The 21,735-nt window shown below is 62.4% G+C and carries 18 protein-coding genes; 12 read left to right on the forward strand and 6 right to left on the reverse strand.

From position 1 onward, the window contains the following. Positions 1-44: 44 nt before the first annotated feature. Positions 45-812: a TetR/AcrR family transcriptional regulator gene (locus HRJ34_RS07910; protein ID WP_208633791.1), complete on the forward strand. Its 768-nt coding sequence runs from the start codon at positions 45-47 to the stop codon at positions 810-812. Here the strand turns inward: HRJ34_RS07910 and HRJ34_RS07915 are convergent. The 4 genes from HRJ34_RS07915 to HRJ34_RS07930 all read right to left on the reverse strand — a co-directional run bounded on the left by HRJ34_RS07915 (position 791) and on the right by HRJ34_RS07930 (position 5,146). Continuing rightward, the gene (locus HRJ34_RS07915) at positions 791-2,800 is read right to left on the reverse strand and encodes a pyrroloquinoline quinone-dependent dehydrogenase (RefSeq protein ID WP_208633792.1); all 2,010 of its coding nucleotides are present in this window, start codon (positions 2,798-2,800) and stop codon (positions 791-793) included. The genes HRJ34_RS07910 and HRJ34_RS07915 overlap by 22 nt on opposite strands. Position 2,801: 1 nt before the next feature. Continuing rightward, positions 2,802-3,041, reverse strand: coding sequence for a lipoyl domain-containing protein (locus HRJ34_RS07920; protein WP_208633793.1), 240 nt, complete (start codon positions 3,039-3,041; stop codon positions 2,802-2,804). A gap of 14 nt (positions 3,042-3,055) precedes the next feature. Beyond that, complete coding sequence (locus HRJ34_RS07925) at positions 3,056-3,874, reverse strand: alpha-ketoacid dehydrogenase subunit beta (protein WP_226949193.1); 819 nt, start codon at positions 3,872-3,874, stop codon at positions 3,056-3,058. Next, positions 3,777-5,146, reverse strand: a protein-coding gene (locus HRJ34_RS07930) for an IS3 family transposase (protein ID WP_150289884.1) whose coding sequence is annotated in 2 segments (ribosomal slippage) — positions 3,777-4,792 and positions 4,792-5,146 — 1,371 coding nt in all. Because the reading frame shifts where the segments join, the coding sequence is not laid out codon by codon here. The genes HRJ34_RS07925 and HRJ34_RS07930 overlap by 98 nt, the downstream gene beginning before the upstream one ends. 94 nt (positions 5,147-5,240) lie before the next feature. Between HRJ34_RS07930 and HRJ34_RS07935 the strand changes: the two genes are divergently transcribed. The 4 genes from HRJ34_RS07935 (at position 5,241) to HRJ34_RS07950 (ending at position 8,817) form a co-directional block, all read left to right on the forward strand. After that, a complete protein-coding gene (locus HRJ34_RS07935; protein ID WP_404947169.1) occupies positions 5,241-5,432 on the forward strand; it encodes a site-specific integrase in 192 nt (63 codons plus the stop codon). A gap of 83 nt (positions 5,433-5,515) precedes the next feature. After that, positions 5,516-5,962, forward strand: a complete 447-nt coding sequence (locus HRJ34_RS07940; protein WP_208633795.1) for a hypothetical protein — start codon at positions 5,516-5,518, stop codon at positions 5,960-5,962. A 78-nt stretch (positions 5,963-6,040) separates the two neighbouring features. Then, a complete protein-coding gene (locus HRJ34_RS07945; protein ID WP_208633796.1) occupies positions 6,041-6,238 on the forward strand; it encodes a helix-turn-helix transcriptional regulator in 198 nt (65 codons plus the stop codon). 167 nt (positions 6,239-6,405) lie between these two features. Continuing rightward, a complete protein-coding gene (locus HRJ34_RS07950) occupies positions 6,406-8,817 on the forward strand; it encodes a DUF5906 domain-containing protein (protein WP_208633797.1) in 2,412 nt (803 codons plus the stop codon). A gap of 547 nt (positions 8,818-9,364) precedes the next feature. On the opposite strand, the gene HRJ34_RS07955 is transcribed toward HRJ34_RS07950, so the two are convergent. Both HRJ34_RS07955 and HRJ34_RS07960 read right to left on the reverse strand, forming a co-directional pair. Next, the gene (locus HRJ34_RS07955) at positions 9,365-11,287 is read right to left on the reverse strand and encodes a competence protein CoiA family protein (RefSeq protein ID WP_208633798.1); all 1,923 of its coding nucleotides are present in this window, start codon (positions 11,285-11,287) and stop codon (positions 9,365-9,367) included. A 556-nt stretch (positions 11,288-11,843) separates the two neighbouring features. Then, positions 11,844-12,362 (reverse strand): MarR family winged helix-turn-helix transcriptional regulator, encoded by a 519-nt coding sequence (locus tag HRJ34_RS07960; protein WP_157783615.1) that lies wholly within the window; start codon positions 12,360-12,362, stop codon positions 11,844-11,846. Positions 12,363-12,629: 267 nt separating this feature from the next. Between HRJ34_RS07960 and HRJ34_RS07965 the strand changes: the two genes are divergently transcribed. The 7 genes from HRJ34_RS07965 (at position 12,630) to HRJ34_RS07995 (ending at position 21,664) form a co-directional block, all read left to right on the forward strand. Then, positions 12,630-13,502 carry an alpha/beta hydrolase gene (locus tag HRJ34_RS07965; protein ID WP_208633799.1) on the forward strand — a complete coding sequence of 291 codons (873 nt, stop codon included), beginning with the start codon at positions 12,630-12,632 and terminating at the stop codon, positions 13,500-13,502. Beyond that, positions 13,499-15,859 carry a TonB-dependent receptor gene (locus HRJ34_RS07970; RefSeq protein WP_208633800.1) on the forward strand — a complete coding sequence of 787 codons (2,361 nt, stop codon included), beginning with the start codon at positions 13,499-13,501 and terminating at the stop codon, positions 15,857-15,859. Before HRJ34_RS07965 ends, HRJ34_RS07970 begins: the two co-directional genes overlap by 4 nt. Positions 15,860-15,952: 93 nt before the next feature. Beyond that, a complete protein-coding gene (locus tag HRJ34_RS07975) occupies positions 15,953-17,110 on the forward strand; it encodes an FAD-dependent oxidoreductase (RefSeq protein WP_208633801.1) in 1,158 nt (385 codons plus the stop codon). Next, positions 17,104-18,237: a CaiB/BaiF CoA transferase family protein gene (locus HRJ34_RS07980; RefSeq protein ID WP_208633802.1), complete on the forward strand. Its 1,134-nt coding sequence runs from the start codon at positions 17,104-17,106 to the stop codon at positions 18,235-18,237. The genes HRJ34_RS07975 and HRJ34_RS07980 overlap by 7 nt, the downstream gene beginning before the upstream one ends. Before the next feature lie 12 nt (positions 18,238-18,249). Next, entirely contained in the window at positions 18,250-19,392 is a 1,143-nt protein-coding gene (locus HRJ34_RS07985; RefSeq protein ID WP_208633803.1) for an acyl-CoA dehydrogenase family protein, read from the forward strand. Further along, on the forward strand, positions 19,389-20,708 hold the full coding sequence (locus HRJ34_RS07990; protein WP_208633804.1) for an MFS transporter: 1,320 nt from the start codon (positions 19,389-19,391) through the stop codon (positions 20,706-20,708). The genes HRJ34_RS07985 and HRJ34_RS07990 overlap by 4 nt, the downstream gene beginning before the upstream one ends. Positions 20,709-20,722: 14 nt before the next feature. Further along, on the forward strand, positions 20,723-21,664 hold the full coding sequence (locus HRJ34_RS07995) for a VOC family protein (protein WP_016747531.1): 942 nt from the start codon (positions 20,723-20,725) through the stop codon (positions 21,662-21,664). The last annotated feature ends 71 nt before the right edge of the window (positions 21,665-21,735 follow it).

Genomic DNA, 21,735 nt, shown 5'->3' on the forward strand with positions numbered 1-21,735 from the left:
TCGGCCGTGACGCTGCGGCGTTTAGCGACTAATCTTCCGGGACGATGACGACGATCCTGGACGATTCCGAGCCGAAGGCGCCGCGCACCCGGCGGAAGTACAGCAGCCCCGGCATGACCGAACGTCGCCAGCGGATCATCGAGACCGCCCACCAGATATTGGGCGAAGGCGGGGTCCATGCGCTGACCATCGACCGGCTGAGCCGCGAGGCCGACGTCGCGCCGCGCACCCTCTACCGCCTCTATGGCGACAAGGAGGGTGTGATCTTCGCGACCGTCGCCGAGCGGCTGCGCGAGGTGCGCGCCCATATCGCGCGCATGCACAAGGACTACACCATCGACGTCGTGTTCGCCGAGCTCGACTGGATGGTGTCCGAAATGTACCGCGACGCGCTCTACGCGCGGACCGTCATCGACTTCTTCTTCTCGTCGCTGCCCCGCCCGGCGGCGATCCGCGAGCTGGGCTCGGTCGCCTATAACCGGTTCCGCAACTGGATGGACCGCGAGATTCGCGCCGGCCACGGCTGCGACGGGCTCGACCTCGAACGGATCGCGCAGGAACTGGTGGAGACCGAGTTCGTCGTTTACCATCGCTGGGCGGTCGGCTCGATCGACGGCCCGACCTGCTGCCTCGAGCTCCACGCCAATTTCCTGAAGAGCGCGATCCTCGTCCTCGGCGGCCCCGAACGCCGCGCCTATGTCGAACTGCTCGGCGAGAAGCATCGCGCGCTGGGGATGAGCGCGATCGGCGCCGCCGCCTCGACCAACCGGGCCGAGCGCGACGCCGGGGTTCACTTCATCGGCAAGGCATAGGCGACGATCTCGTCCGAGCGCGGCGTCTGGAACCACATATGCTGGCCGGACGCGACCACCACATATTGGCGGCCGCCGGCCATGTAGCTCATCGGCGTGGTCTGGCTGCCGCCGGGCAGCCGGTCGCGCCACAATTCCTTGCCGGTCCGCATGTCGATCGCGCGCAGATGGCGGTCCATCGTCGCGGCGATGAACAGCACCCCGCCCGCCGTCGCGACCGGCCCGCCGATATTGGGCGTGCCGAGCGCAACGTCGAACGGCAACGGGATCGGCAGCCTGTCGTTGATCGTGCCGAGCGGCACATCCCACAGCGTCGCGCCGGTCTTCAGGTCGATCGCGGTCAGCCCGCCCCAGGGCGGCGGGGTGCAGGGCGCGCCGAACGGCGACAGCAGCCATTCGCGCTTCACCTCATAGGGCGTGCCCGCCATCGGCGAGACGTCCTCGGTCGCCGACAGCTGGACGGTGCCGCTGCCGCCGGGCTTGCGCTTGCGCAGCTTGATCACCGACGCGACCCGGCTGGAGTTGATGAAGAAGACCTGCCGCGCCGGATCGATCGCGCCCGCCCCCCAGTTGGCGCCGCCCGAGGCGGCCGGATAGGTGATCGTGCCGCGCTCGGTGATCGGCGTGAACAATCCTTCGGAGCGATAGCGCACGATCAGGTCGCGGCATTTCGCCTTGTCCCAGGGGGTGAAGCCCCAGGCCTGGTCGGGAGTGATCTTCTGCGGGACGATCGGCCTGGGCAGGCGCGGGCGCGGCTGGGTCGGCGACAGCCATTCGCCGGGGACGCCGCCCTGCGGCACCGCCACCTCGTCGATCGGGAAGAGCGGCGCGCCGGTGCGCCGGTCGAAGACGAAGACATAGCCCTGCTTGGTCGGCTGGACGAGCGCGGGGATGCGCCGGCCGCCGCGATCGATGTCGACCAGCGTCGGCTGGGCCGGGGTGTCATAGTCCCAGATGTCATGGTGGATGAGCTGCCGGGCCCAGACCAGCCGGCCGGTCGTCGCGTCGAGCGCGACGACGCTGTTGGCGTGGCGATTGTCGCCGGGGCGCAGGCCGCCATAATAATCGGGCGAGGCGCTCGACGTCGGCAGGTAGACCATGTCGAGCTCGGGATCGCCCGATATCACCGACCAGACATTGGCGGCGCCGGTGGTGCGACGGCTGTCGCCCATCCAGTCGCGATCGGGCCCGCCCTGCTGCGGGATCGGGTCGAAGGTCCAGATCTCCCGGCCCGATCGCGCGTCGAAGGCGCGGATGATGCCGCGCGGCGCGTTGGCGCGGACATTGTCGAGCACCGAGGTGCCGATGACGATGCTGTCGCGCACGATCGCCGCCGGCGCGGCCAGCTTGACCTCGCCGACATGGTGGAGCTTGCCGGGATCGACCCGCACCGTGCCGCCCTCTCCGAAGCCCGCGCAGGGCCGCCCGGTCCGGGCGTCGAGCGCGATGACGCGCATGTCGACGGTGGCGAGGATGATGCGGGTCGCGCACATCCCCGCCGGATCGGCCGCGCGGGCGTCGCGCCATTGCGAGACGCCCCGGCAGATATATTGGTCGGGCAGCTTGAAGCTGGGATCGACCTTCGCGTCATAGGTCCATTTCTCGCGCCCCGTCGCCGGATCGAGCGCGATCACCCGACCGAACGGCGTGCAGGTGACGAGCGACCCGGCCGCCAGGATCGGCGTGGTCTCGTTGGTGCTGTTGACCTGCATGCCCTCCGGCCGGCGCGCGAGCTCGCCGGTCGAATAGCGCCAGGCGACCCTCAGATGCGCGACATTACCGGGGGTGATCTGGGCGGCCGGGGTGAAGCGCGTGCCGCCGGCGGTCGCGCCCCACTGGTCCCACGGCGTCTCCGCCGGGGAATGGGTGGCGATCCGCAGCGGCCCGAGCGGCGGCAGCAGCCGGATACCCCACGCGACCGCATAGGCGAGCAGCAGCAGCGCCACGACGGCGAGCGCCGCCCTCCCCAGCCGACGCCCCCGCGCCATGTCAGGCCGCGATCGTCGCGATATGGGCGCGCACCTCGACGGTGTCGCCCTCCCGCGCGAGAATTTCGGTCAGCGTCCCCGCGCCGGGCGACGGCACCTCGACAGTGGTCTTGGCCGCCTCGATCTCGAGCAGCGGCTCGCCCGCCTCGACAGGGTCGCCGACCGCCTTGATCCAGCGGACGATCTCCGCCTCCTGCATGCCCATGCCGAACTGGGGCAGCAGCACCTTGATATTGGCCATGCTCGCGTCTCCCTTCAGGCGTTTTCGGGCTGGCGGATGCCGACCAGCTTGCGGGCGGCCGCGACGATGCGTTCGGGCGACGGATAGAGCGCCTTCTCGATCGCCGGGGAGAAGGGCAGGTGCGTGTCGGCGGTGGCGATCCGCAGCACCGGGCCGCGCAGCGCGTCGAAGGCGCGTTCGGCGATGATCGCGGCGATCTCGCTGCCCGCGCTGCATGTCTGGTGGGCGGGATCGACCGTGATCGCCCGGCCGGTCTTGCGCACGGACCGGAGGATCAGCTCCTTGTCGAGCGGGACCAGGCTGCGCGGGTCGACCACCTCGGCCGAGATGCCCTCCGCGGCGAGGTCGCTCGCCGCCTTGAGCGCCAGCGGCACCGCGCCGCCGATCGCGATGATCGAGACGTCGCTGCCCTCGCGCTTGATGTCGCCCTTGCCGAGCGGGATCAGGAAGTCGGGATCGTCGGGCAGTTCCGCCTTCGACATCCAGCAGGTCGAATCCTCGAAGCAGAGCACCGGATCGTCGTCGCGGACCGCCGCCTTGAGCATGCCCTTCATGTCATGGGCGTTGGACGGGACCATGATCTTCAGCCCCGGCACGTTCATGAACATCGAATAGTTGCGGTCGGAATGCTGCGCGGCGTTGGAATTGCCGTAGAACAGACTGTCCGTCGTCGGGACATTTGGCGCAGATGGTTGCGCAGAGAAGAGGAGATCGGGCCTCGTCTGGGGTTGATGTTTAGGCGGCGAGCTTGCGGTGAAGCAAGCGTCGCTGTTCGATGGTCTTTCGCTTGATGCGTTTCCTCCGTTCGATAATGGCGGCGGCCCTGCCGAAATAGGCGTCGGCCGGTGTCACGTTGTCGAGGCTCTCGTGATAGCGGCGATGGTTATAATGCTCGACGAAGGCCTCGACCTGCCGTTCGAGATCGCCAGGCAGGAAGTAGTGCTCCAGCAGGATGCGGTTTTTCAGGGTCTGGTGCCAGCGCTCGATCTTGCCCTGGGTCTGGGGATGTAGCGGAGCGCCGCGAACATGGCTCATGTCATGGGCTTTGATCCAGTCGGCGAGTTCGCCGGCGATGTAGCTCGGTCCGTTGTCGCTGAGCAGCTTTGGTTTGTGCCTGACGGTGGCGTGGTCGCAGCCTGAGGCTTCGAGCGCGAGTTGCAGCGTGTCGGTCACGTCCTCGGCCCGCATCGTGGTGCACAGCTTCCAGGCGATGATGTAGCGCGAGAAATCGTCGAGCACGGTGGAGAGGTACATCCATCCCCAGCCGATGATCTTGAAGTAGGTGAAATCGGTCTGCCACATCTCGTTCGGGCGGCTGGTCTTGCGATGGAACTCGTCGGCCGCCTTGACCACGACGAAGGCCGGGCTGGTGATCAGGTCATGCGCCTTGAGCAGGCGGTAGACCGTTGATTCCGAGACGAAATAGTCCTTCTCATCGGTGAAGCGCACCGCCAGTTCGCGGGGCGACAGATCGGACTGCTCCAGTGCCATCTCGACGATCTGGTCCTGAATGGCGCCGGGGAGGCGGTTCCAGACCCGGCTCGGCGCGGAAGGACGATCCTCCAGCGCCTCGGGGCCGCCTTCGAGATAGCGATCATACCATCGGTAGAAGGTCCGCCGCGCGACGCCCAACTGGTCGAGGGTCCGCTTCGCCGGCAGGTGCGACTGCTCGACGATGCGGATGATCTCCAGCTTCTCGGATCCCGGATACCTCATTCGGGGTCTCCCCCATCCGCGATCATGCTTTTTTTCAGCAGCCGGTTTTCGAGCGTGAGGTCGGCGACGGCCTCCTTCAGGGCACGCGCCTCACGGCGCAGATCCTGTACCTCGCCGCTCGTCGCGGCACGGGCGGTGTCGCCCGCCAGCCGACGCTTCCCGGCCTCCATGAACTCCTTTGACCAAGTATAATACAAGCCCTGGGCAATGCCCTCCTTGCGGCACAGCTCCGCGATGCTGTCATCGCCGCGCAAGCCCTCCAGAACCACGCGGATCTTGTCCTCCGCCGAGAAATGCCGGCGTGTCGCGCGCCGGATATCCTTCACCACCTGTTCGGCCGACGCCTTGGGTTTGCGGGCCGATTTTACGCTTGAGGATTTGGGCTTCATCTTCGTTCCTTCGTCACTACGACGAAGCCCAAATCCTCCTTACATCACAACCTCAAATCTGTGCCATTGGCGCTGACGGCGGACACTGCCTGCTATCGGTGAGTGGACGGTCCACGATATCCGAAGATCCGTTGCTACCCATATGGCGCGGCTCGGCGTGCATCAGGAACATATCGAGCGCGTCCTGGGTCACGTCGTGCAGGGTGTCGCCGGCACCTACAATCGATATTCATATCTCGACGAGAAGCGCGCCGCGTTGGAGATGTGGGGGAAGCTGTGGAACTAGACTCAACGGCCGAGGCCCGAGTTCTGGAAGCAATTCGTATTGCCGAGGCGAACGTTGGGTACATTGATCTTGCTCGGGATTGGGTGAAGGGCATCGACAAGCTGATTGCCGCGTGGAATGCGCTCCCTGCGGAGGCACAGTGGGCAATCCAATGTAAGTTGGCGGACCGCGCAGAAGATGCTGATCCATCGGATCTCGATCTCGGCCTTGTAGCCCGAGCGACGCGGGAAGCCATTTCGGGCAAGCAAGGAGAGCGGATACACATATTGCCAATCAAGGCGGCCGTACGCGAACTCTTTTCTGCTTATGTTGAAGCAGGAGGCAGGCAGGAGGTGGGCAATCGGGCTTACCGCGCCATGGAGAACAAACCTTCCCATCCCGCCTGCCAATTTGTCGCCGAGCACCTCCTACGGCTGTTTCCGGAAGAATTTGGCGATGACGTTGCGATGGCCCATCGCCGTGCGGATAGCTATCTTCGGAATCTCGCCGAGAATGGCGAGATATCGACGCGAAAGAAATCTTCCAAATAGCGTTTTCTTTTGGATTTCCTTCCAGCTGGCTTGTCGGACTAAACCCCGATTATCCCGATTAAACCGTGGGAGGGTCAAATGGATACGAATGACAAGCTCCTCACTATGAAAGAGGTCGAGCAAATCGTCGGCTATTGCAAAGTGACGATATACAAAATGGTCCGCGAGGGTCGATTTCCTCAACAGGTTCAGCTTGGCCCTAATAAAGTTGCATGGTTTCAATCGGAAGTCCTGATCTGGATCAGCAATCGGGCGGATGCTCGATACGCTGCCTGAATCTTAGATCAGGCCAAGAAGCCCTATTTCATCACTAATCAGCCAATTGGCTGCCGGAGACCATTCGAGAAGATATTCTCGATGGAGAGCGACGCGTGCGCGCTATCGAACGCCTCCTGCTCTCGGTGACGGCATAGCAGTGTTTGGCTATAACTCGGGACAAGGCTGTGACCCACATTCAGAAAAACCAGGCCGCAGTCGATTTCTTATGCTGGCTTCGTCCGCATGGTCCTTGGGTACTCACCGCGATCACGCCCGACCGGGGGACGATTGACACCCGCACCTTCGATGCGGGCCGGCTCGGTGAACTAGAAAGGTGGCTGGAAACCAATTACGGCAGCGCCAACTGCTATTTCATGGTTAACCCGGCGCAGGGTCCTCTCGCCAAGAAGGCCAGCAAGAAGGACATAGAAGCGCTCGAATTCCTTCATGTCGACGTGGATGCGCCCAAGGAACCGGGAATCGTCGACGCCACTACACGCCTAGCGAAAGCAAAGGCCGACATTCTCAATCGACTGGAGAACTTCTCTCCACCGCCGAGCTGTATAATCGACTCGGGCGGCGGGTATCAGGCCTTCTGGCGCCTAAAGGAGACGCTATTTATCGGCGGCAATGTTGAACGCGCCGAAGAGATGGAAGCCTATAATCGTCAGCTGGCGATCGCACTCAAAGGCGATCACTGCTGGAACGTCGATCGCGTGATGCGGCTTCCGGGAACGGTCAATCTTCCCGACAAGAAGAAACGTGATGCAGGACGCGTTCCCGTCATTGCGCAGATTGTCAGCGGGTTGCGGGACGTCAGCTATCCGCTCGACTTATTCACGCCCGCCCCTCGACTGGATCAGTCGCCTGGTCCATCACCGAAGCCGGCCCCACGCATCATTATTGATAACATGCTTCCGACTGTTCTCATCGACGACCTACCGGAAACGGTTTCACTTCGTATCAAAGCGCTCATCGTTCAGGGTAGCGATCCCGACGAACCAACGCGGTACCGTTCACGATCTGAAGCTGTGTGGGCGGCGGTCTGCGGACTTCTTCGGGGAGGCTGTGACGATAATACCGTTGCAGCAATTCTTCTCGATAAGGATTATGCGATATCCGCCCATGTTCTCAGTCAACCACGCCCTCGCGAATATGCAGCTCGACAGATCGAGCGCGCGCGGAAAGAGATCGTAGATCCCTGGCTTCTTGAATTGAACAATAAGCACGCCGTAATCGAGATATACGGTGGAAAATGCCGCATCGTCTCGTGGCAACCTAGCAGTATAATGCCTACGCGCCAGGACCTTGTACATCAGAGCTTCGAAGACTTCCGTAATCGCTACATGCACCAGAAGGTCGAGGTGGGTAGGGATAAGGATGGTAAACCGATTACAATGCCAGTAGGCAAGTGGTGGCTCGCACATCCCCATCGCCGTCAATATCGCAGCGTAGTGTTCCGCCCAGGCGTCGAGGACGACGATAAAGAAGATCTGAACATCTGGCGCGGCCTTGCGGTAGAGCCCCAACCGGGAGGTTGGCCGCTCATCCGCCACCTGATCATAGAGGGGCTCGCCGGGGGCAATCATACAGCAGCTGACTATATCATCCGCTGGTCTGCTCATGCCGTTCAGCATCCGGAAATTCCATCCGAGGTGGCGCTAACCCTTCTCGGCGGAAAAGGGAGCGGCAAAAGCACATATGGCAACATCATGCGCCGAATATTCGGCCAACATGGACTGGCCATCGCTGGATCGAAGAGCATTACTAACAATTTCAATAAACATCTCCATGATTGTTGTTTGTTATTTGCCGACGAAGCGGTCGCGCCTGGCGATCGGAACGCAGCCGGGTTGATAAAATCCTATATAACAGAGCCGACCATAATGATTGAACCCAAGGGGTTGGATGCTTTCCCGGCGAAAAATCATCTGAAAGTCATCATCGCATCGAACGACCCCTGGGTAGTGGAAGCGAGCGCCGACGAACGGCGCTTCGCGGTATTCCACGTATCACCCAATCTCATGGCGCCGCCAGGAAGTGGTGCCGATGACGAACGAATGATGTTCTGGCGCGACCTGAACGCCGAAATCGAGGGCGGCGGGCTTGAGGCATTCCTGCATGACTTGCTCGCCCTTGACCTCGCCGATTGGCATCCTCGCTATAACGTACCACAAAGTGGAGGCTTGATCGCACAAAAAGCCGAGACACTCCGTGGCTTCGAAGCTGTGTGGTACGATCATCTACGCACCGGAATATTACCGGGCCTACCGAAAGAGATCGGCGACGACATGTTCTTGTTCGGCTCGGCGAATCTGCGGACTTACTGCCACGACGTTGCGAAAGAACGCACGGTCAACCTGAACGAAATACAAGCAGTTCTGGGTGAAGGTCGTAAAGACCGCGATCAGCTAATCCGGGTCCGCGGCATGGGCTTTGAAAAGGTCCGAAAGGAGGGCGGGCGCGGCTGGCTGGTGCCGCCTCTTCTTGAGGCGCGGCAGCGCTGGGAAGAACGTCGATGGCCCGGCGAATGGGACGACAGTGAGAGGTGGGAGTGGCGGTCGCAGGAACTGGACGACGACGGGCCGCCCTTTTGAACTGTGCGTCAACACGATCGCCCATAATTTCGCTGGTTTTCCTACACCTTTCCGACCTAGCCGACCTAACCGCCCAAAATATGAAGTCTCGTCCCGAGAAGAGCGAGAGAGGCGCGGCGTTCCCTAATTTTCCGGTGACCCAAATTGGGTCGGCTAGGTCGGCTGGGTCGGTGATACGAAGCAAGAATGGGTTATTGCCGATCCCGCTCTCGTCGCCTCGGTCACTCCATTAGCCAAGGCATCGTGCATTTTCGTCTCGCTACTACGACATGCACCTGTTTTGTTAGACGCTTCGCGCGCGCGCGACTTGGCCCTCATCGAACTTCGCAGCGTTGTACGCGCGCGCGAAGCGCCTGACAAAACCAGCGCCCACCCTCTTCTAGGCTCAGGCCGCTGGCCAGATTAATCCGGTCTTGCTGCCCTCGATGCGATCAGAACGTATGGTCGGGTAACCGAAGGGTAATTTTTCGCTTCGGCCTGTCGCATTTCGGGCCGCTTGCCGCCTGCCCGAGCGTGCCTGGCGGGTGACAATCCCTGCCGCCAGCACCTATCCGCGGCGGCGGCGAGCGGTCTTCACCGCCGGGACATAGGCGAGACACTGCCGCAGCGTCGCCTTGTCGACGCAATAAACCATCGGGATCGCGCCGAGGCGATGTTCGATATGATCCAGCCACCAACGCGCCTGTGCCGGCTCCCAAGCATCCATCGCCCTGGTCTCAAGTTGCCTGCGAACGTCGGCCGCTTCCCGGTCGCGCTGGCGCTGGGCCTCGATCTCGGCGGCGTGAGCACGCAGCCGGCTGTCGACCGCCTGATAGCCCGCGTCGGACTGCCCGGCCCAGACCAGGTGAGTCACCTTGCCGGGCTCGGCCTTAGTTTCGAGCCATGCGCGCGATAGACCGGGACCCAAAAGCTGATCGGCGAGCCGGTAGATCGCCAGATGCCGTCGCTCGGCCGCGGCCTTGTCTGCGCGACGTTGCGCGGCGGCGGCTTCGGCGGCCTCCGCCGTCTCGCGCTCGCGTATCCGCTGGATCATCGGTGCCAGCGGCAGGCCAAGATCGATCTCCACAGCCGCGCCGCCACGCTGCATCGCCTCGATCGCCGTCAGTGTGGCTTCGATATCGAGCCATGCCCGGTTGCCGGCCTCGGCAAGGACCATCAGACGGTCCTCATGTCCGGCGACCGGCGCCGCCAGCCAGGTCTCAACGTCGAAGTCCCGGCATTCGGCCGCGGGGATCGCGGCGACGATCCGGCGAACCAGTTGCGCGGCGCGCTCCATCCGATCGATCCGTCCCTTGCCCCGGGCGAGCCTTGTGACGCCGCTCGGTGAAAGCTGGAAACTGTCGCCCCAGTAGGTGCGCTCGAGGATGTCCATTGCGAGCAAGCGGTCGATGAAGTTGGAAACATGGCCGCGGGGAAAGACGAAGCCCGGCGCTACCTCAAGAATCTCGCGCTTGCGCGCTTCGCTGACGTTGAGAAGGTCGGGGTGGATATAGCGCGCGACAGCCCTCAGCGCCTCGTAGAAGGTGAAGGCATGCTGACCGCCCCATTGAACGTCCATCTGCCTCAACACAGGCTGGTTGAAGATTGCCGCGCGCCAGTGCCGGGTGGCGACTGTGAAGCCCGGCAGGACCTCATCGCCGGGCTCGACCAGATCAAGCGCATCATGCCGGCGGACCGCGGCCAGATCATGGTCGCTCCCCTCGCCGGCCGGCAACTCGGCGAGATCGCGAACGAAGACGCGCGTCGCGTTCCGGCGCTCTTCGGCGGCGAGCGCATCGGCGGCGGCCTTCTCCCGGTCGGCTTTGTCCCTAGCGATGATCGCGGCCTCGTGGGCTTTCTCGATTGCAGGACTGTAGAGCCAAGTGCGGGCAGCGGCGCGCTGACCGGTGCCGATCAGAAAAGCGGCGACCACCTCCTGGTCCTGGCAGGTACGCAGCGGGCTCAAATTGACCTCGATCGCGGCGGTGCCCTGGCGGGCGAGGATCGCCTTCTTAGCGGCTCCGCATTTGTGGGTGACATGGATCTCGACGATCAGCTTATGGCCGCCCTTGGTGGTCACGACGACGTCGGGCACGATGTCGCCGTCGCGTTGTTCAAGCTCGGCATTCACAAAGGTCATCAGCCGTGCTGGCCGCACCGAGATCGTCTCGCCATCGAGCCGGAAGCTGGCCTCGGGAAGCAACAGCTTCAGATGTTTTTCCAACATGAGCTTCGCCCAAATATGGGCGCTCGTCTCGCCACCTTTGCCGCAGCCCGCCTCCGCGCCGTCGTGGCGGAAATGGTGGACGTTCACATCCCCTTTCTGCGCGATCAATGGAACGCCGCAGGCCGGGCAGACGCAATCGCATTTGCGGCCCGATGGTACATCGGCGATCGACACTATGCTGCCGTCAGGTCGACGTCCGTAGACGAGTTCAGCCATTAGGCTGCCGAACGGCGTGTGATCCTGGGCACCGGTGATCGATGGCATAAGCACAGGCTAGATCGGATCATGGCTTCAAGCTAGCGTCGAGAAAGGCGGCAGACGCCCCTATCGGTCGTCAAGTGACGCCGGTAGTAGTGCGCCCTGCCGGGCATCATATACATGGGCCTCATATACATGGGCCTCCACCTGAAGCGGGAATTACTGGCGGTGACACCTCCGCCTGCTTTTCTAAGACGGGTTGACAGGTGCTGAGCTACGCCAACGGCGACTGGGGGTGTCTGCAACTGGTCGAGAGTTGTCATTCGGTCCGATCCCGAACGATAAGGCTGCTTCCGTCTTAATTTCAATCGTTCGCGGCCAGCGTTCCCCTGCCCGAAACCTGCCGTTCGTTCGGGCGACGCAGCGGCATCGCCTTGATGACCGGGTTAGGACAATCCCCGCAGGCAGCTTTTGGCGACGACCATGCCAAAGCAAATATCTAAGAGAAGTGGCCGCCTCAGGTTGCCCTTTATGCACGGCGATAGATTTGCTCGGCGCACCATGGATAGCGCGTGGTGCCGGCGGCGAACGCGGCCTTTCGTGTTCCCCTGACGACCATTAATCAGCTTGGTTGATCGACCGCACCGCTTGGCTGCTTCCATGGTTCGTGCGGTCGGGTCACATGCTCGAAGATTCTCTGCAGCAGTACCTCGAGATGCTCATATTCCTGACCTGAAAGAGCACTCATTGCATCTGCATCGATCCGTTGCGCATGGCTGAAAAGGTCGCGATAGGTCTCGGTGCCGAGCTCTGTCAGCGATACATCGACAAGCCTGCCATTATTGGCGCGCTTTCTTCTCATCGCGAGGCCGCTGCGCTCGAGTTGATCAATGATCCGGCTGACCACCGGTTGCTCAATCACAGTATCGGCGGAGATTTCGGAGATCGTTGCTTCACCGCGAGCGTCGAGCATCTGCAGGATACGGAACTGCCGGATCGTCACGCCGCGCGGCCGGAGGCTCTCCATGAGCTGCAGGTTCATGACATTCATCAGACGGCTCAAATAGTGCGGCAAATAATTTGCCATCTTTTGCGCATGCCCCGGACGGGGGCTGCCGCTCTTCGATGTCACTCCGTTCATGTTCAATTCTCTGACTGATTGTCTGCCATTCCGGCGGAACTTCATGTGCGCCGCGCGGGGATGTGCGCGCCCAAAGCCGGTTCGTCAATTCATGTCATCGCATATGCCGTCGCATACGCCATTTGATGACATCCTTAAATCACCCATTGACACCCAAGAACGAATACATATATCAATACATATGTGATGGCAAATGTGCTTAGCATGGATTGTGGAGGGGCTGAATATGGGGAAGCGATCGGTTCGTGTGGCGCGCGGCGCGCTCTGATGTCGTTGGCCGACATGCCCGCCCAGCCAAACCTCGTAACGTCAGAAGGTGGGCTGTATGCTGCTCGCGTCCTCAAGGCATCGAAGCGTGTTCTGGCAACGGCAGACGCGGCTAAGCTCGATATCCCCTATGGTTCTGATTATTGGCAGAAGATCGACATTTTCTTGCCCGAAGCCGGTACGGCCGCCGCACGACCTCTACCAATCTTCGCGTTCGCCCATGGCGGATCTTGGATAGGTGGATACAAGGAATGGATGGCGTTCATGGCGCCAGCGATCTGTGCGTTGCCGGCGATCTTTGTCTCGGTCTCCTACCGTCTCGCACCGGATCATAAGTTCCCAGAGCCGCTAACCGACTGCGCCGATGCATTGGCCCTTATCCACAAACTAGCACCAGACCTCGGCGGAGATCCGACCCGCATCTTCGTTGGTGGCCACTCGGCCGGCGGTCATTTGATGGTGCTACTGTCGCTCCACCCGCAGCTGTTGGAGGAGCGAGGTTTGGACGAGCGTTCGATCCGGAGGTGCATCATCCAGAGCGCGCCCTTCGACATTCGCGACGACCCTGATGAACAGACCGCGATCACACGCATCCAAGAGACCTTGCTGCGGAATCCATCCGATGCCGCGGCCGCTAGCCCGCTGGCTTATGACCTGCGGAACGCACCGCCTTTTTCTATCTTTGTTGGCGAGCATGATTTTCCCAGGATCTTAAGAGGTTCGGCGCGGATGCGCGTTGCCCTGCAGAAGGCAGGAATTCCTACGCACTATGTCGAGCAGAAGGGACAGGATCATTTCGAAACCAATTCTCGCTGTACGGAGCCTGACAGCGCTTGGCTTGATCATGTGTCGAAGATGATCTGTTCGTATTGAAATCGATCTCCATCGAGAACTTCACCAATAAAATTTGTGAGGGGGAAATAATGAATAAAGGGATCTTGAAATTTACCGTCTTGGTCGGCGGCTCTTTGTTCGCGCTATCGGTCCATTCGGTCGCTAGTGCTCAGGTTGTGGCACAATCTGAAGAGAGCGCTGCCGTGTCGAGCCAGGGCTTTGTGGGCGACATCGTCGTGACTGCGGAAAAGCGTTCGACCAGTATTCAGAAGGTTCCGGTCGCCGTCACCGCGTTGTCGGGAGAAGCGATGGCCAGGAGCGGCATTAACGACATCGTCACCCTGGCCGCCCGCGTTCCGAATTTCAATTTTGGCGAGACCTTCGGTGCGGCCAAGCTGTCGATCCGCGGCATCAGCTTCAGCAATCTCTCGACCGGCGCCGAGGGCAGCGTCGCCTATAATTTAAATGATGTGTATATCGCCCGCCCCGCCGGCCAGCTCGGCAATTTCTACGATATCGATCGTGTCGAGGTTCTCCGTGGTCCGCAGGGCACGCTCTATGGCCGCAATGCAACGGGCGGTGCCGTCAACGTCTATACGGCGCGCCCGACGAAGAGCTGGACTGGTTTCGGCCAGCTCACCGTCGGCAACTATAACGACATCATCGTCGAAGGGGGCGTCGGCGGCCCGCTCACCGACAACATCGGCGTTCGGCTCGCCTTCTTCGGCCGCGATCGCGATGGCTATGGTAAGAACGTCCTCACTGGTAATGACGTGGACGATGCGAATGTCCGCGGTGGCCGGCTGACACTGTCCTACACTCCCGCCACGAACTTCTCCGCCGAAGTGATCGCCGACATCGGCCGCGAGCGCGATCACAGCAATGTCATGCGGGTGATCGCCCAGCGCGGGCTGAGCGGTGACCCGGGCGTGTCCGGCTTTCCGATCTACGCCGTGCAGCTCGGCGCGCGGGTGTTGATCAAGGACTATGACATCGCCGCCAATATCGATACCCAATATCGTCGGCACACCGGTGGCGTTGCGGTAAACCTGAAATGGGATCTCGGTGATCTGAACATCCGCTCGCTGAGCGCATGGCGCCGTACCCATTTCCAGCTCGCCACCGACATCGACGGCAGCTCCGCTGATTTCGCACGAATCTATTATGATGAACTGTCGAACCAATATTCTCAGGAGTTCGACCTGACCTATACCGGCAAGGCAATCGACCTGACCGCCGGTGCCTTTGCCTTTGCCGAAAATCTGAATGGCTTCTTCTGGACCCCCGGAACGATCCGCACGGCACCGCGTCCCGGCGCGCCGACCGGCCTTCCGCAACCAGGCTTGTTTATCGGCAACTTTGCGGCCGGCGGCAAGCTCGAGACGCGTGCTTATGCGATCTTCGGGCAGGCGTCGTGGCACGTCACCGGCCAGCTGACCCTGATCGCGGGTGCCCGGTACAGCACCGAAAAGAAGTTCGACGGCGACCTCTACACCGACTTCACCCAAACGCTGTTCCGGCAGCCGGCGGTGTTCGACCCGCTGACCCCGCCGCTATCGGGTCCGTTCAACCAGTCCAAACGCTGGAATTCGTTCACGCCCAAGGTGGGCGTGAATTTCCAGGCGACGTCGCAGACCCTGATCTATGCCTCGGCCTCCAAGGGCTTCAAGGCGGGCGTGTTCAATCTCGGTGGAACCAGCGTATCCTTCGCGACGGGAGCGCGTAGCAATCCGCCGGTCGATCCCGAGACGGTCTGGGCTTTTGAGGCGGGCCTCAAGACCCGGTTGCTTGACCAGAAGCTGCGCCTGAACCTCGCGGGCTTCTATTATGACTACAAGGATCTCCAGCTCAGCAAGATCGTGGGCACCCTTGCCGTGCTGCAAAACGCGGCCAAGGCGCGCATCTATGGTCTGGAACTCGAAACCGAATATCGGCCAACTGAGGATCTGAGCCTGCGCTTCAACGCCAGCTGGCTGCATGCCCGCTTCGTCGATTTCATCAACCTCGATCCGTCCCGGACCTCGCTTGGCTTCCTGAACCTGTCTGGCAACCAACTGCCGCAGGCGCCGAATTTCACCGTGAATGGCGGCGCCGAATATGCGTTCGACGTCCCGGGTGGCAAATTGGCTCCGGGTTTCGATATCCGATATCAGAGTCGCAATTATTTCGACGAATTCAATAGTAAGCAGGTTTCGCAGGCCGCGTTCGCCAAGGTCGACCTGACCCTGGCCTATCGTCTCAACAATGGCTTGAGTGTGACGGGTTTCGTTCAGAACCTGACCAATGAGAAGACTGTCGAGACGGCTTACACGTCGACGGCCAATTATGGCTATCCGGTCAACGGCTTCCTTGCGGCGCCGCGGACGTTCGGCGTGCGGGTCCGCTACGCCTACTAAGGTCGCAGCCAGGGCAGCGGCGGTAAAGCGGCGCCGGACCGGTTCGTCCGGCGCTGCGGTTTGGCGATTGAAGGTAAAAGGTGGAAGGGCGACATGGCAGCACTTGAGGCAGTCATCGGTGGAGGCGGGATTTGCGCACTCGCGACGGCGACCGCACTCAGCCAGCGTGGCTGGACGGTCACGGTGTTCGAGAGCCGACCGGAACTCAGGGTTAGCGGATCAGGCATCTATCTGCGCAACAATGGGCTCGCGGTCCTGGCGGAACTCGGCGCCTATAATCGGGCGCTCCGCGAGCCGTTCTGGGGGCGCGGCGTCATCCAGCTCGACGACCATGGCGAGCATCTCGTCGGCGGAGCCTTGCCGCCCGAGCTCAAGATTTGCGCGACCCCACGCAGCGATCTGATCGCGGGTCTCGAACAGGCTGCGAGAAACGCCGGCGTCACAATCGTGACGGGCGCTGAAGTGGTCGACGCACGACCGGACGGTACATTGATCTTCGCCAATGGCGACCGGGTACGGGCCGATCTCGCGATCGGTGCGGATGGCGTCTGGTCGGCGGTGCGGCGGGCGCTGGGCCTTGAGGAATCCCGGATCAAGGCGTTGGAAGGCGCCCTGCGGACGATCGTGCCGGGCACGCAAGATGATATGCCGGAAGCGTATCGCGGCTTTTTCGTGGAGCAGTGGAGTGGTCGGCGGCGAACCCTCGTGACGCCGATCAACGAGCGCGAAATCTATCTGGCGATGACCTGTCCCGAGGCGGATGCCGCTGGGCGATCGACCAGCATCGACGCGAGTTGGAGCGAGCGTTTTCCGCTGTGGCGCCATCTTTTCGCCCGGATCAGCGGCGGCGTGTCGTGGGGCGTCTACTCGGTGGTGAAATGCCGCACCTGGTCGGCCGGCAACAGCTGCATCGTCGGCGACGCGGCGCACGCCACCACCCCGAACCTGGGGCAAGGTGGCGGGATGGCGATGCAGAATGGCATGGCGCTTGCCGCCTATATGGCGAATGTCGACGATCGGCGTGACATCCCGGCCGCGCTCGCTGCCTGGGAGGTCGCGATGCGGCCCCATGTCGAGCAGTGTCAGCATTGGGCATCGATGTTCGGCGAGATCGCCAATCTCCCGCCGGACGTGCGACCGCGCATCGTTCGCGCTGCCTTTGGCGATCCTTGGATCCGGGAGCAATTGCTGGCGATGGCGACGTCGCAACCGGTGACCGAGGTGGATTGGTCGCCGTCAGCGCCATGTTGAGCCCCGAACTCACAGCCGCAAAGCCTCTCGCTGGGCTGAAGGTCGTCGAACTTGCCCGCATCCTCGCGGGACCATGGTGCGGGCAACTACTCGCGGATCTCGGCGCCGATGTGATCAAGATCGAACGCCCGGCAACCGGCGACGACACCCGGCATTGGGGGCCACCCTTCGTGACCGGCGACGACGGCGAGAATCTGTCTGCCGCTTACTATCACTCCTGCAACCGCGGCAAGGAATCGCGCGCGATCGACATCGCGACGGCGGCCGGCCAGGCCGAGGTCCACGCCTTGGTCGTGACCGCCGACGTGGTGATCGAGAATTACAAGGTCGGCGGCCTCGTCAAATATGGGCTCGATCCGGCCTCGCTGCTGGCACTGAACGATCGGCTCGTGATTTGCTCGATCACCGGCTTTGGCCAGACCGGACCGAAGGCCGGTCGGGCCGGCTATGACTTCATCGCCCAGGGGACGGGCGGCTTCATGTCGCTCAATGGCGATCCGGCGTCGGGACCGCAGAAGGCCGGCATCGCCTATGCCGACCTTTTCACCGGGCTTTATGCCGCAGTCGCGATCCTCGCCGCGTTGATGCGCCGTCAGGCGACCGGTGCTGGCGCGCATGTCGATATGGCGCTCCTCGACACGCAGGTCGCGGTATTGGCCAATCAGGCGCTGAACTGGATGGTATCGGGGACCGTCCCGAGCCTGCTGGGCAATGCTCATCCCAACCTGGCGCCATATCAAACCTATCGCGTCGCTGATGGCGACATCATCATCGCAGTTGGCAATGACGGGCAATTCGCTCGGTTGTGCGCCATCCTCGACCTAGCGCTCGCCGAGCACGAGTGCTTCGCGCGCAACCCCGGGCGAGTGACCCATCGCGACGCCTTGAACGCCGAGATCGCCGCCGCAACCGCCCGCTGGACGAAAGCCGATCTGCTCACCCGGCTCGAAGAAGCCGGCGTGCCCGCCGGCCCGATCAACAGCTTGGCCGAGGCGTTCGCCGATCCGCAGGTAATCGCGCGCGGCATGGCCGTCAAACTGGACGGGATACCGGGCGTCGCCAGCCCGATCGTGATCGACGGCGTGCGCCAAATCGCCGCCCGACCTAGCCCTGCAATGCCGCATTGATGGACACTGACGATGCCGCTTGACCTCGATACGCGCGAACAGTTGCTCTCCAGCCTGCGCCGGTTCGTAGCCGAGCGCCTCCACCCGATCGAGGGAGAGGTCGCCGAGAAGGATGAGATACCCGACTCGATCGTCGCCGAGATGCGGGCGCTCGGCCTGTTCGGCCTGTCGATCCCGATCGAATATGGTGGATTGGGCCTGACGTTCGAGGAGGAATGCCTCGTCGCCTTCGAGATGGGGCGGACCAGTCCGGCCTTCCGATCCGTGTTCGGCACAAATGTCGGCATCGGCAGCCAGGGTCTAGTGATGTACGGCACTGACGAGCAGAAGTCGCGGTGGCTTCCTGACATTGCAAGTGGCAAGCTCATCACCAGCTTCGCGCTGACTGAGGCCGAGGCGGGCTCGGACGCGGCGAACCTCAAGCTGCGCGCCCGCGCGGAGAGCGATACATATCGGCTGAGCGGGCAGAAAATCTTCATCACCAACGCCGACAAAGCTGGCCTGTTCACAGTCATGGCGCGGACCGGAGGGGAGGGCGCCGCTGGGATCAGCGCCTTTCTCGTCCCACGGGACTTGCCCGGGCTCACCGTCGGCCGGCCAGAACGCAAGATGGGGCAGCAGGGCGCCCATGTCTGCACGGTTACATTCGACGAGGTCTGCGTGCCGGCCGCTCATCTGCTTGGATCGGAAGGGGAGGGCTTCAAGCTCGCCATGCGCGTCCTCGATCGCGGCAGGCTGCACATATCGGCGATATGCGTCGGTATCGCCGAGCGGCTGATCGCCGACATCGTCGCGTTCGCGCAGCAACGGCGGCAATTCGGACGAGCGCTCTCGCAACTCCAGCTCATCCAGGCAATGATTGCCGACTCCAAGACCGAGACGCTGGCGGCGCGTGCGCTCACGCTCGACGTAGCGCGGCAGCGCGATCGCGGAGACAATGTGACGCTCGGCGCAGCGGCGGCCAAATATTTCGCCTCGGAGATGGTCGGACGCGTCGCCGATCGAGCGGTCCAGATTTTCGGCGGTGCCGGTTATGTCGCCGATCAGGGTATCGAACGCTTCTATCGCGATGTCCGGCTGTTCCGCATCTATGAGGGGACCAGCCAGATCCAGCAGATCGTCATCGCGCGAGAGACCGTGAAGGCCGGAGAATGACCGATGCAGAAGCCATGGTCGCACCAATGCCCCGCGGCGATGCTGAGCAAGAGAGAGAAAGCGTGGAGATGAGTGAGGTTGGACATGCGCGCGACCGACAGGCGGGTGTTACGCAAGGGCTCACCATCGTCGCCGGCTCGTCGCTGCCCGTGATGGGGGTCGTCCTTCTGTCACCGGTGGCGTTTCCGATGCAAAAGGCCCTGGCGGCGATGTCGGGTGGCTCGCTGCGGATGGGTGCGATCGCGCTCACCGCGCCTGCTTTGGCGATCGCGATTTTCTCACCGATCGGCGGGCTGCTGGTCGACCGCCTCGGTCGGCGGAGAATGTTGCTGGCCTCGCTGTTCCTCTATGGCATTTTAGGGGTGCTGCCCCTGTTCCTGTCGCATCCGATAGCGATCGTGGCGGCGCGATTTGGCCTCGGAATCACCGAAGCGGTCATTCTGGCGGTCAATTTCGCGCTCATCGGCGATTATTTCGTCGGGCCGAGTCGGGATAAATGGATCGCCTACAAGGCCTCGGTAACCGGGTTGGCGGCCCTTGGCTTCTATATTCTCGGCGGTGCGTTGGGCGGTATCAGCTGGCGAGCGCCATTTGCCGCCTATGCGATAGCCTTCATCGTTTTCCTCATCGCCTGCTTCGTCATTTATGAGCCGGCCGTGACGCAGAGGTCGCATGCGGCGAAGCAGCTGGGACGGCCGACGCAGCGCGTGTCGATCCCCGCCGTAGCGATGATCTTCGTGGTGACGATCGTGTCGGCGATCCTGTTTTACGTGATCCCTTTGCAATTGGGCCGCTTGCTGACCTTCCGCAACATCGAGAGCTCGGCGCAGATAGGCCAGTTGATTGCGATCGCCGGGATCGGCAATCCGATCGGCGCGATCAGTTTTCGTTTCGTTAGCCAGGTGCGGCTGTCGCGACTGATGGCCGCAAGCGCGGTCGTGGCAGGAATTGGTCTCGCGCTCGCGGCCATATTGCCCGGCGTCACCGGCCTCGTCACCGGCGCGTTCATCAACCAACTCGGATGCGGCATGTTTGTGCCGGCGACAGTGGCCGCCGTTCTCAGGCTGTCCCCGCCCGATCACCGTGGCACGAGCGGTGGCGGCTGGAGTTCGGCCTTCTTCGTCGGCCAGTTCCTGTCGCCCCTGGCCTTGCTGCAGCTGGCGGAGATGGCGCCAGGCTTTGACGAACTCCGCCTGCTGGCGATCGCAAACTTCGCGTTCGCGCTGTTGGCCTGGCTGGCGATCGAGACGGTGGCGCGGTCCGTTGGTCACGCCGACCGCGCCGCGTCGACCGAACTGAATGACCTCAAGATCTAATCTCAGGAGTTCCCATGTCCGACCCGTCCGCTTACACGGCGCCCTTCCCCCCCCGGCGCATCGGTCACGTCAACCTTTGGGTGAAAAACCTGGAGCGATCCGAACGCTTCTACAACAAGGTGCTCGGGCTCAACGTCGAATTTACCGAGCCTGGCATCGGCGCGTCCTTCCTGGGAACGGGCCATACGCCGCATGATGTCGGCATCATCGAGACGTCGAATGGCCATGACCGCCTTTCGCGCGACGGGCGCGTGCAGATCCCGAAGTCGGCAGGCCTGCATCCGGGTCTCAACCATCTCGCCTGGGAAATGCACAGCGAGCATGAGTTGGTCGAGAGCTACCGGCAGATGGTCGCGGCCGGCCTGCCGGTCCGGGCCACTGCGGATCATCAGATCGCGCACAGCGTCTATCTGATCGATCCCGACGGCAACTCGAATGAATTATATGCCGATACGATGGAGGACTGGCGCTCCACCTGCACCGGCGCGATGGATCTCATCACGAGCGCCTGGAATCCGTTGGAGGCGCCGGCCGAAAAGCGCTCGCTGATCGATCTGGCGCCCAGGCTGAACCCCTCCGACATCGGCGTGCTTCAACCGTGGCGCCTTACCCACGCCGTTCTGCGAACGCCGCAAATCGACGCGATGGAGGCCTTCTATACCAAGGTCATCGGCCTGCGCGTCGTCGAACGGGCAAGCGAAGACGGCAAGACCGTTCTCCACCTCGCCGCCGGCGTCGACGCTTATCCCTATAATCTGGTGCTGGTGGAGGCCGACAGCCCATCGCTCAGCCATTATGCCTTTCAGGCACGGAACGGCGCGGCGTTCGATGCCTCCTTGGAAGCTGCAAATGCGGAGGAGATCGAACTCGACCGGGTCGAGGAAGGCTCGGCTAAGCGGGCGCTGTTCATCAGGGATCCCGACGGCCTGCTGATCGAATACTATCTGGCGGCATAGCAATAGGCCGAGGGGGCGCCCGTGACCGCTTCCGGCCCTGACGACAGTGCGGCGCCCTTTCCGCGTTGCGC

It is taken from the genome of Rhizorhabdus wittichii (genome assembly GCF_017607425.1).
In the GTDB taxonomy this organism is placed as follows: Bacteria; Pseudomonadota; Alphaproteobacteria; order Sphingomonadales; family Sphingomonadaceae; genus Rhizorhabdus; species Rhizorhabdus wittichii.

Coding starts and splice junctions, on each gene's coding strand:
- HRJ34_RS07910 (WP_208633791.1), top strand. CDS start 45: ATGACGACGATCCTGGACGATTCCGAGCCGAAGGCGCCGCGCACCCGG.
- HRJ34_RS07915 (WP_208633792.1), bottom strand. CDS start 2,800: ATGGCGCGGGGGCGTCGGCTGGGGAGGGCGGCGCTCGCCGTCGTGGCG.
- HRJ34_RS07920 (WP_208633793.1), bottom strand. CDS start 3,041: ATGGCCAATATCAAGGTGCTGCTGCCCCAGTTCGGCATGGGCATGCAG.
- HRJ34_RS07945 (WP_208633796.1), top strand. CDS start 6,041: ATGGATACGAATGACAAGCTCCTCACTATGAAAGAGGTCGAGCAAATC.
- HRJ34_RS07955 (WP_208633798.1), bottom strand. CDS start 11,287: ATGCCATCGATCACCGGTGCCCAGGATCACACGCCGTTCGGCAGCCTA.
- HRJ34_RS07960 (WP_157783615.1), bottom strand. CDS start 12,362: ATGAACGGAGTGACATCGAAGAGCGGCAGCCCCCGTCCGGGGCATGCG.
- HRJ34_RS07965 (WP_208633799.1), top strand. CDS start 12,630: ATGTCGTTGGCCGACATGCCCGCCCAGCCAAACCTCGTAACGTCAGAA.
- HRJ34_RS07975 (WP_208633801.1), top strand. CDS start 15,953: ATGGCAGCACTTGAGGCAGTCATCGGTGGAGGCGGGATTTGCGCACTC.
- HRJ34_RS07980 (WP_208633802.1), top strand. CDS start 17,104: ATGTTGAGCCCCGAACTCACAGCCGCAAAGCCTCTCGCTGGGCTGAAG.
- HRJ34_RS07985 (WP_208633803.1), top strand. CDS start 18,250: ATGCCGCTTGACCTCGATACGCGCGAACAGTTGCTCTCCAGCCTGCGC.
- HRJ34_RS07990 (WP_208633804.1), top strand. CDS start 19,389: ATGACCGATGCAGAAGCCATGGTCGCACCAATGCCCCGCGGCGATGCT.
- HRJ34_RS07995 (WP_016747531.1), top strand. CDS start 20,723: ATGTCCGACCCGTCCGCTTACACGGCGCCCTTCCCCCCCCGGCGCATC.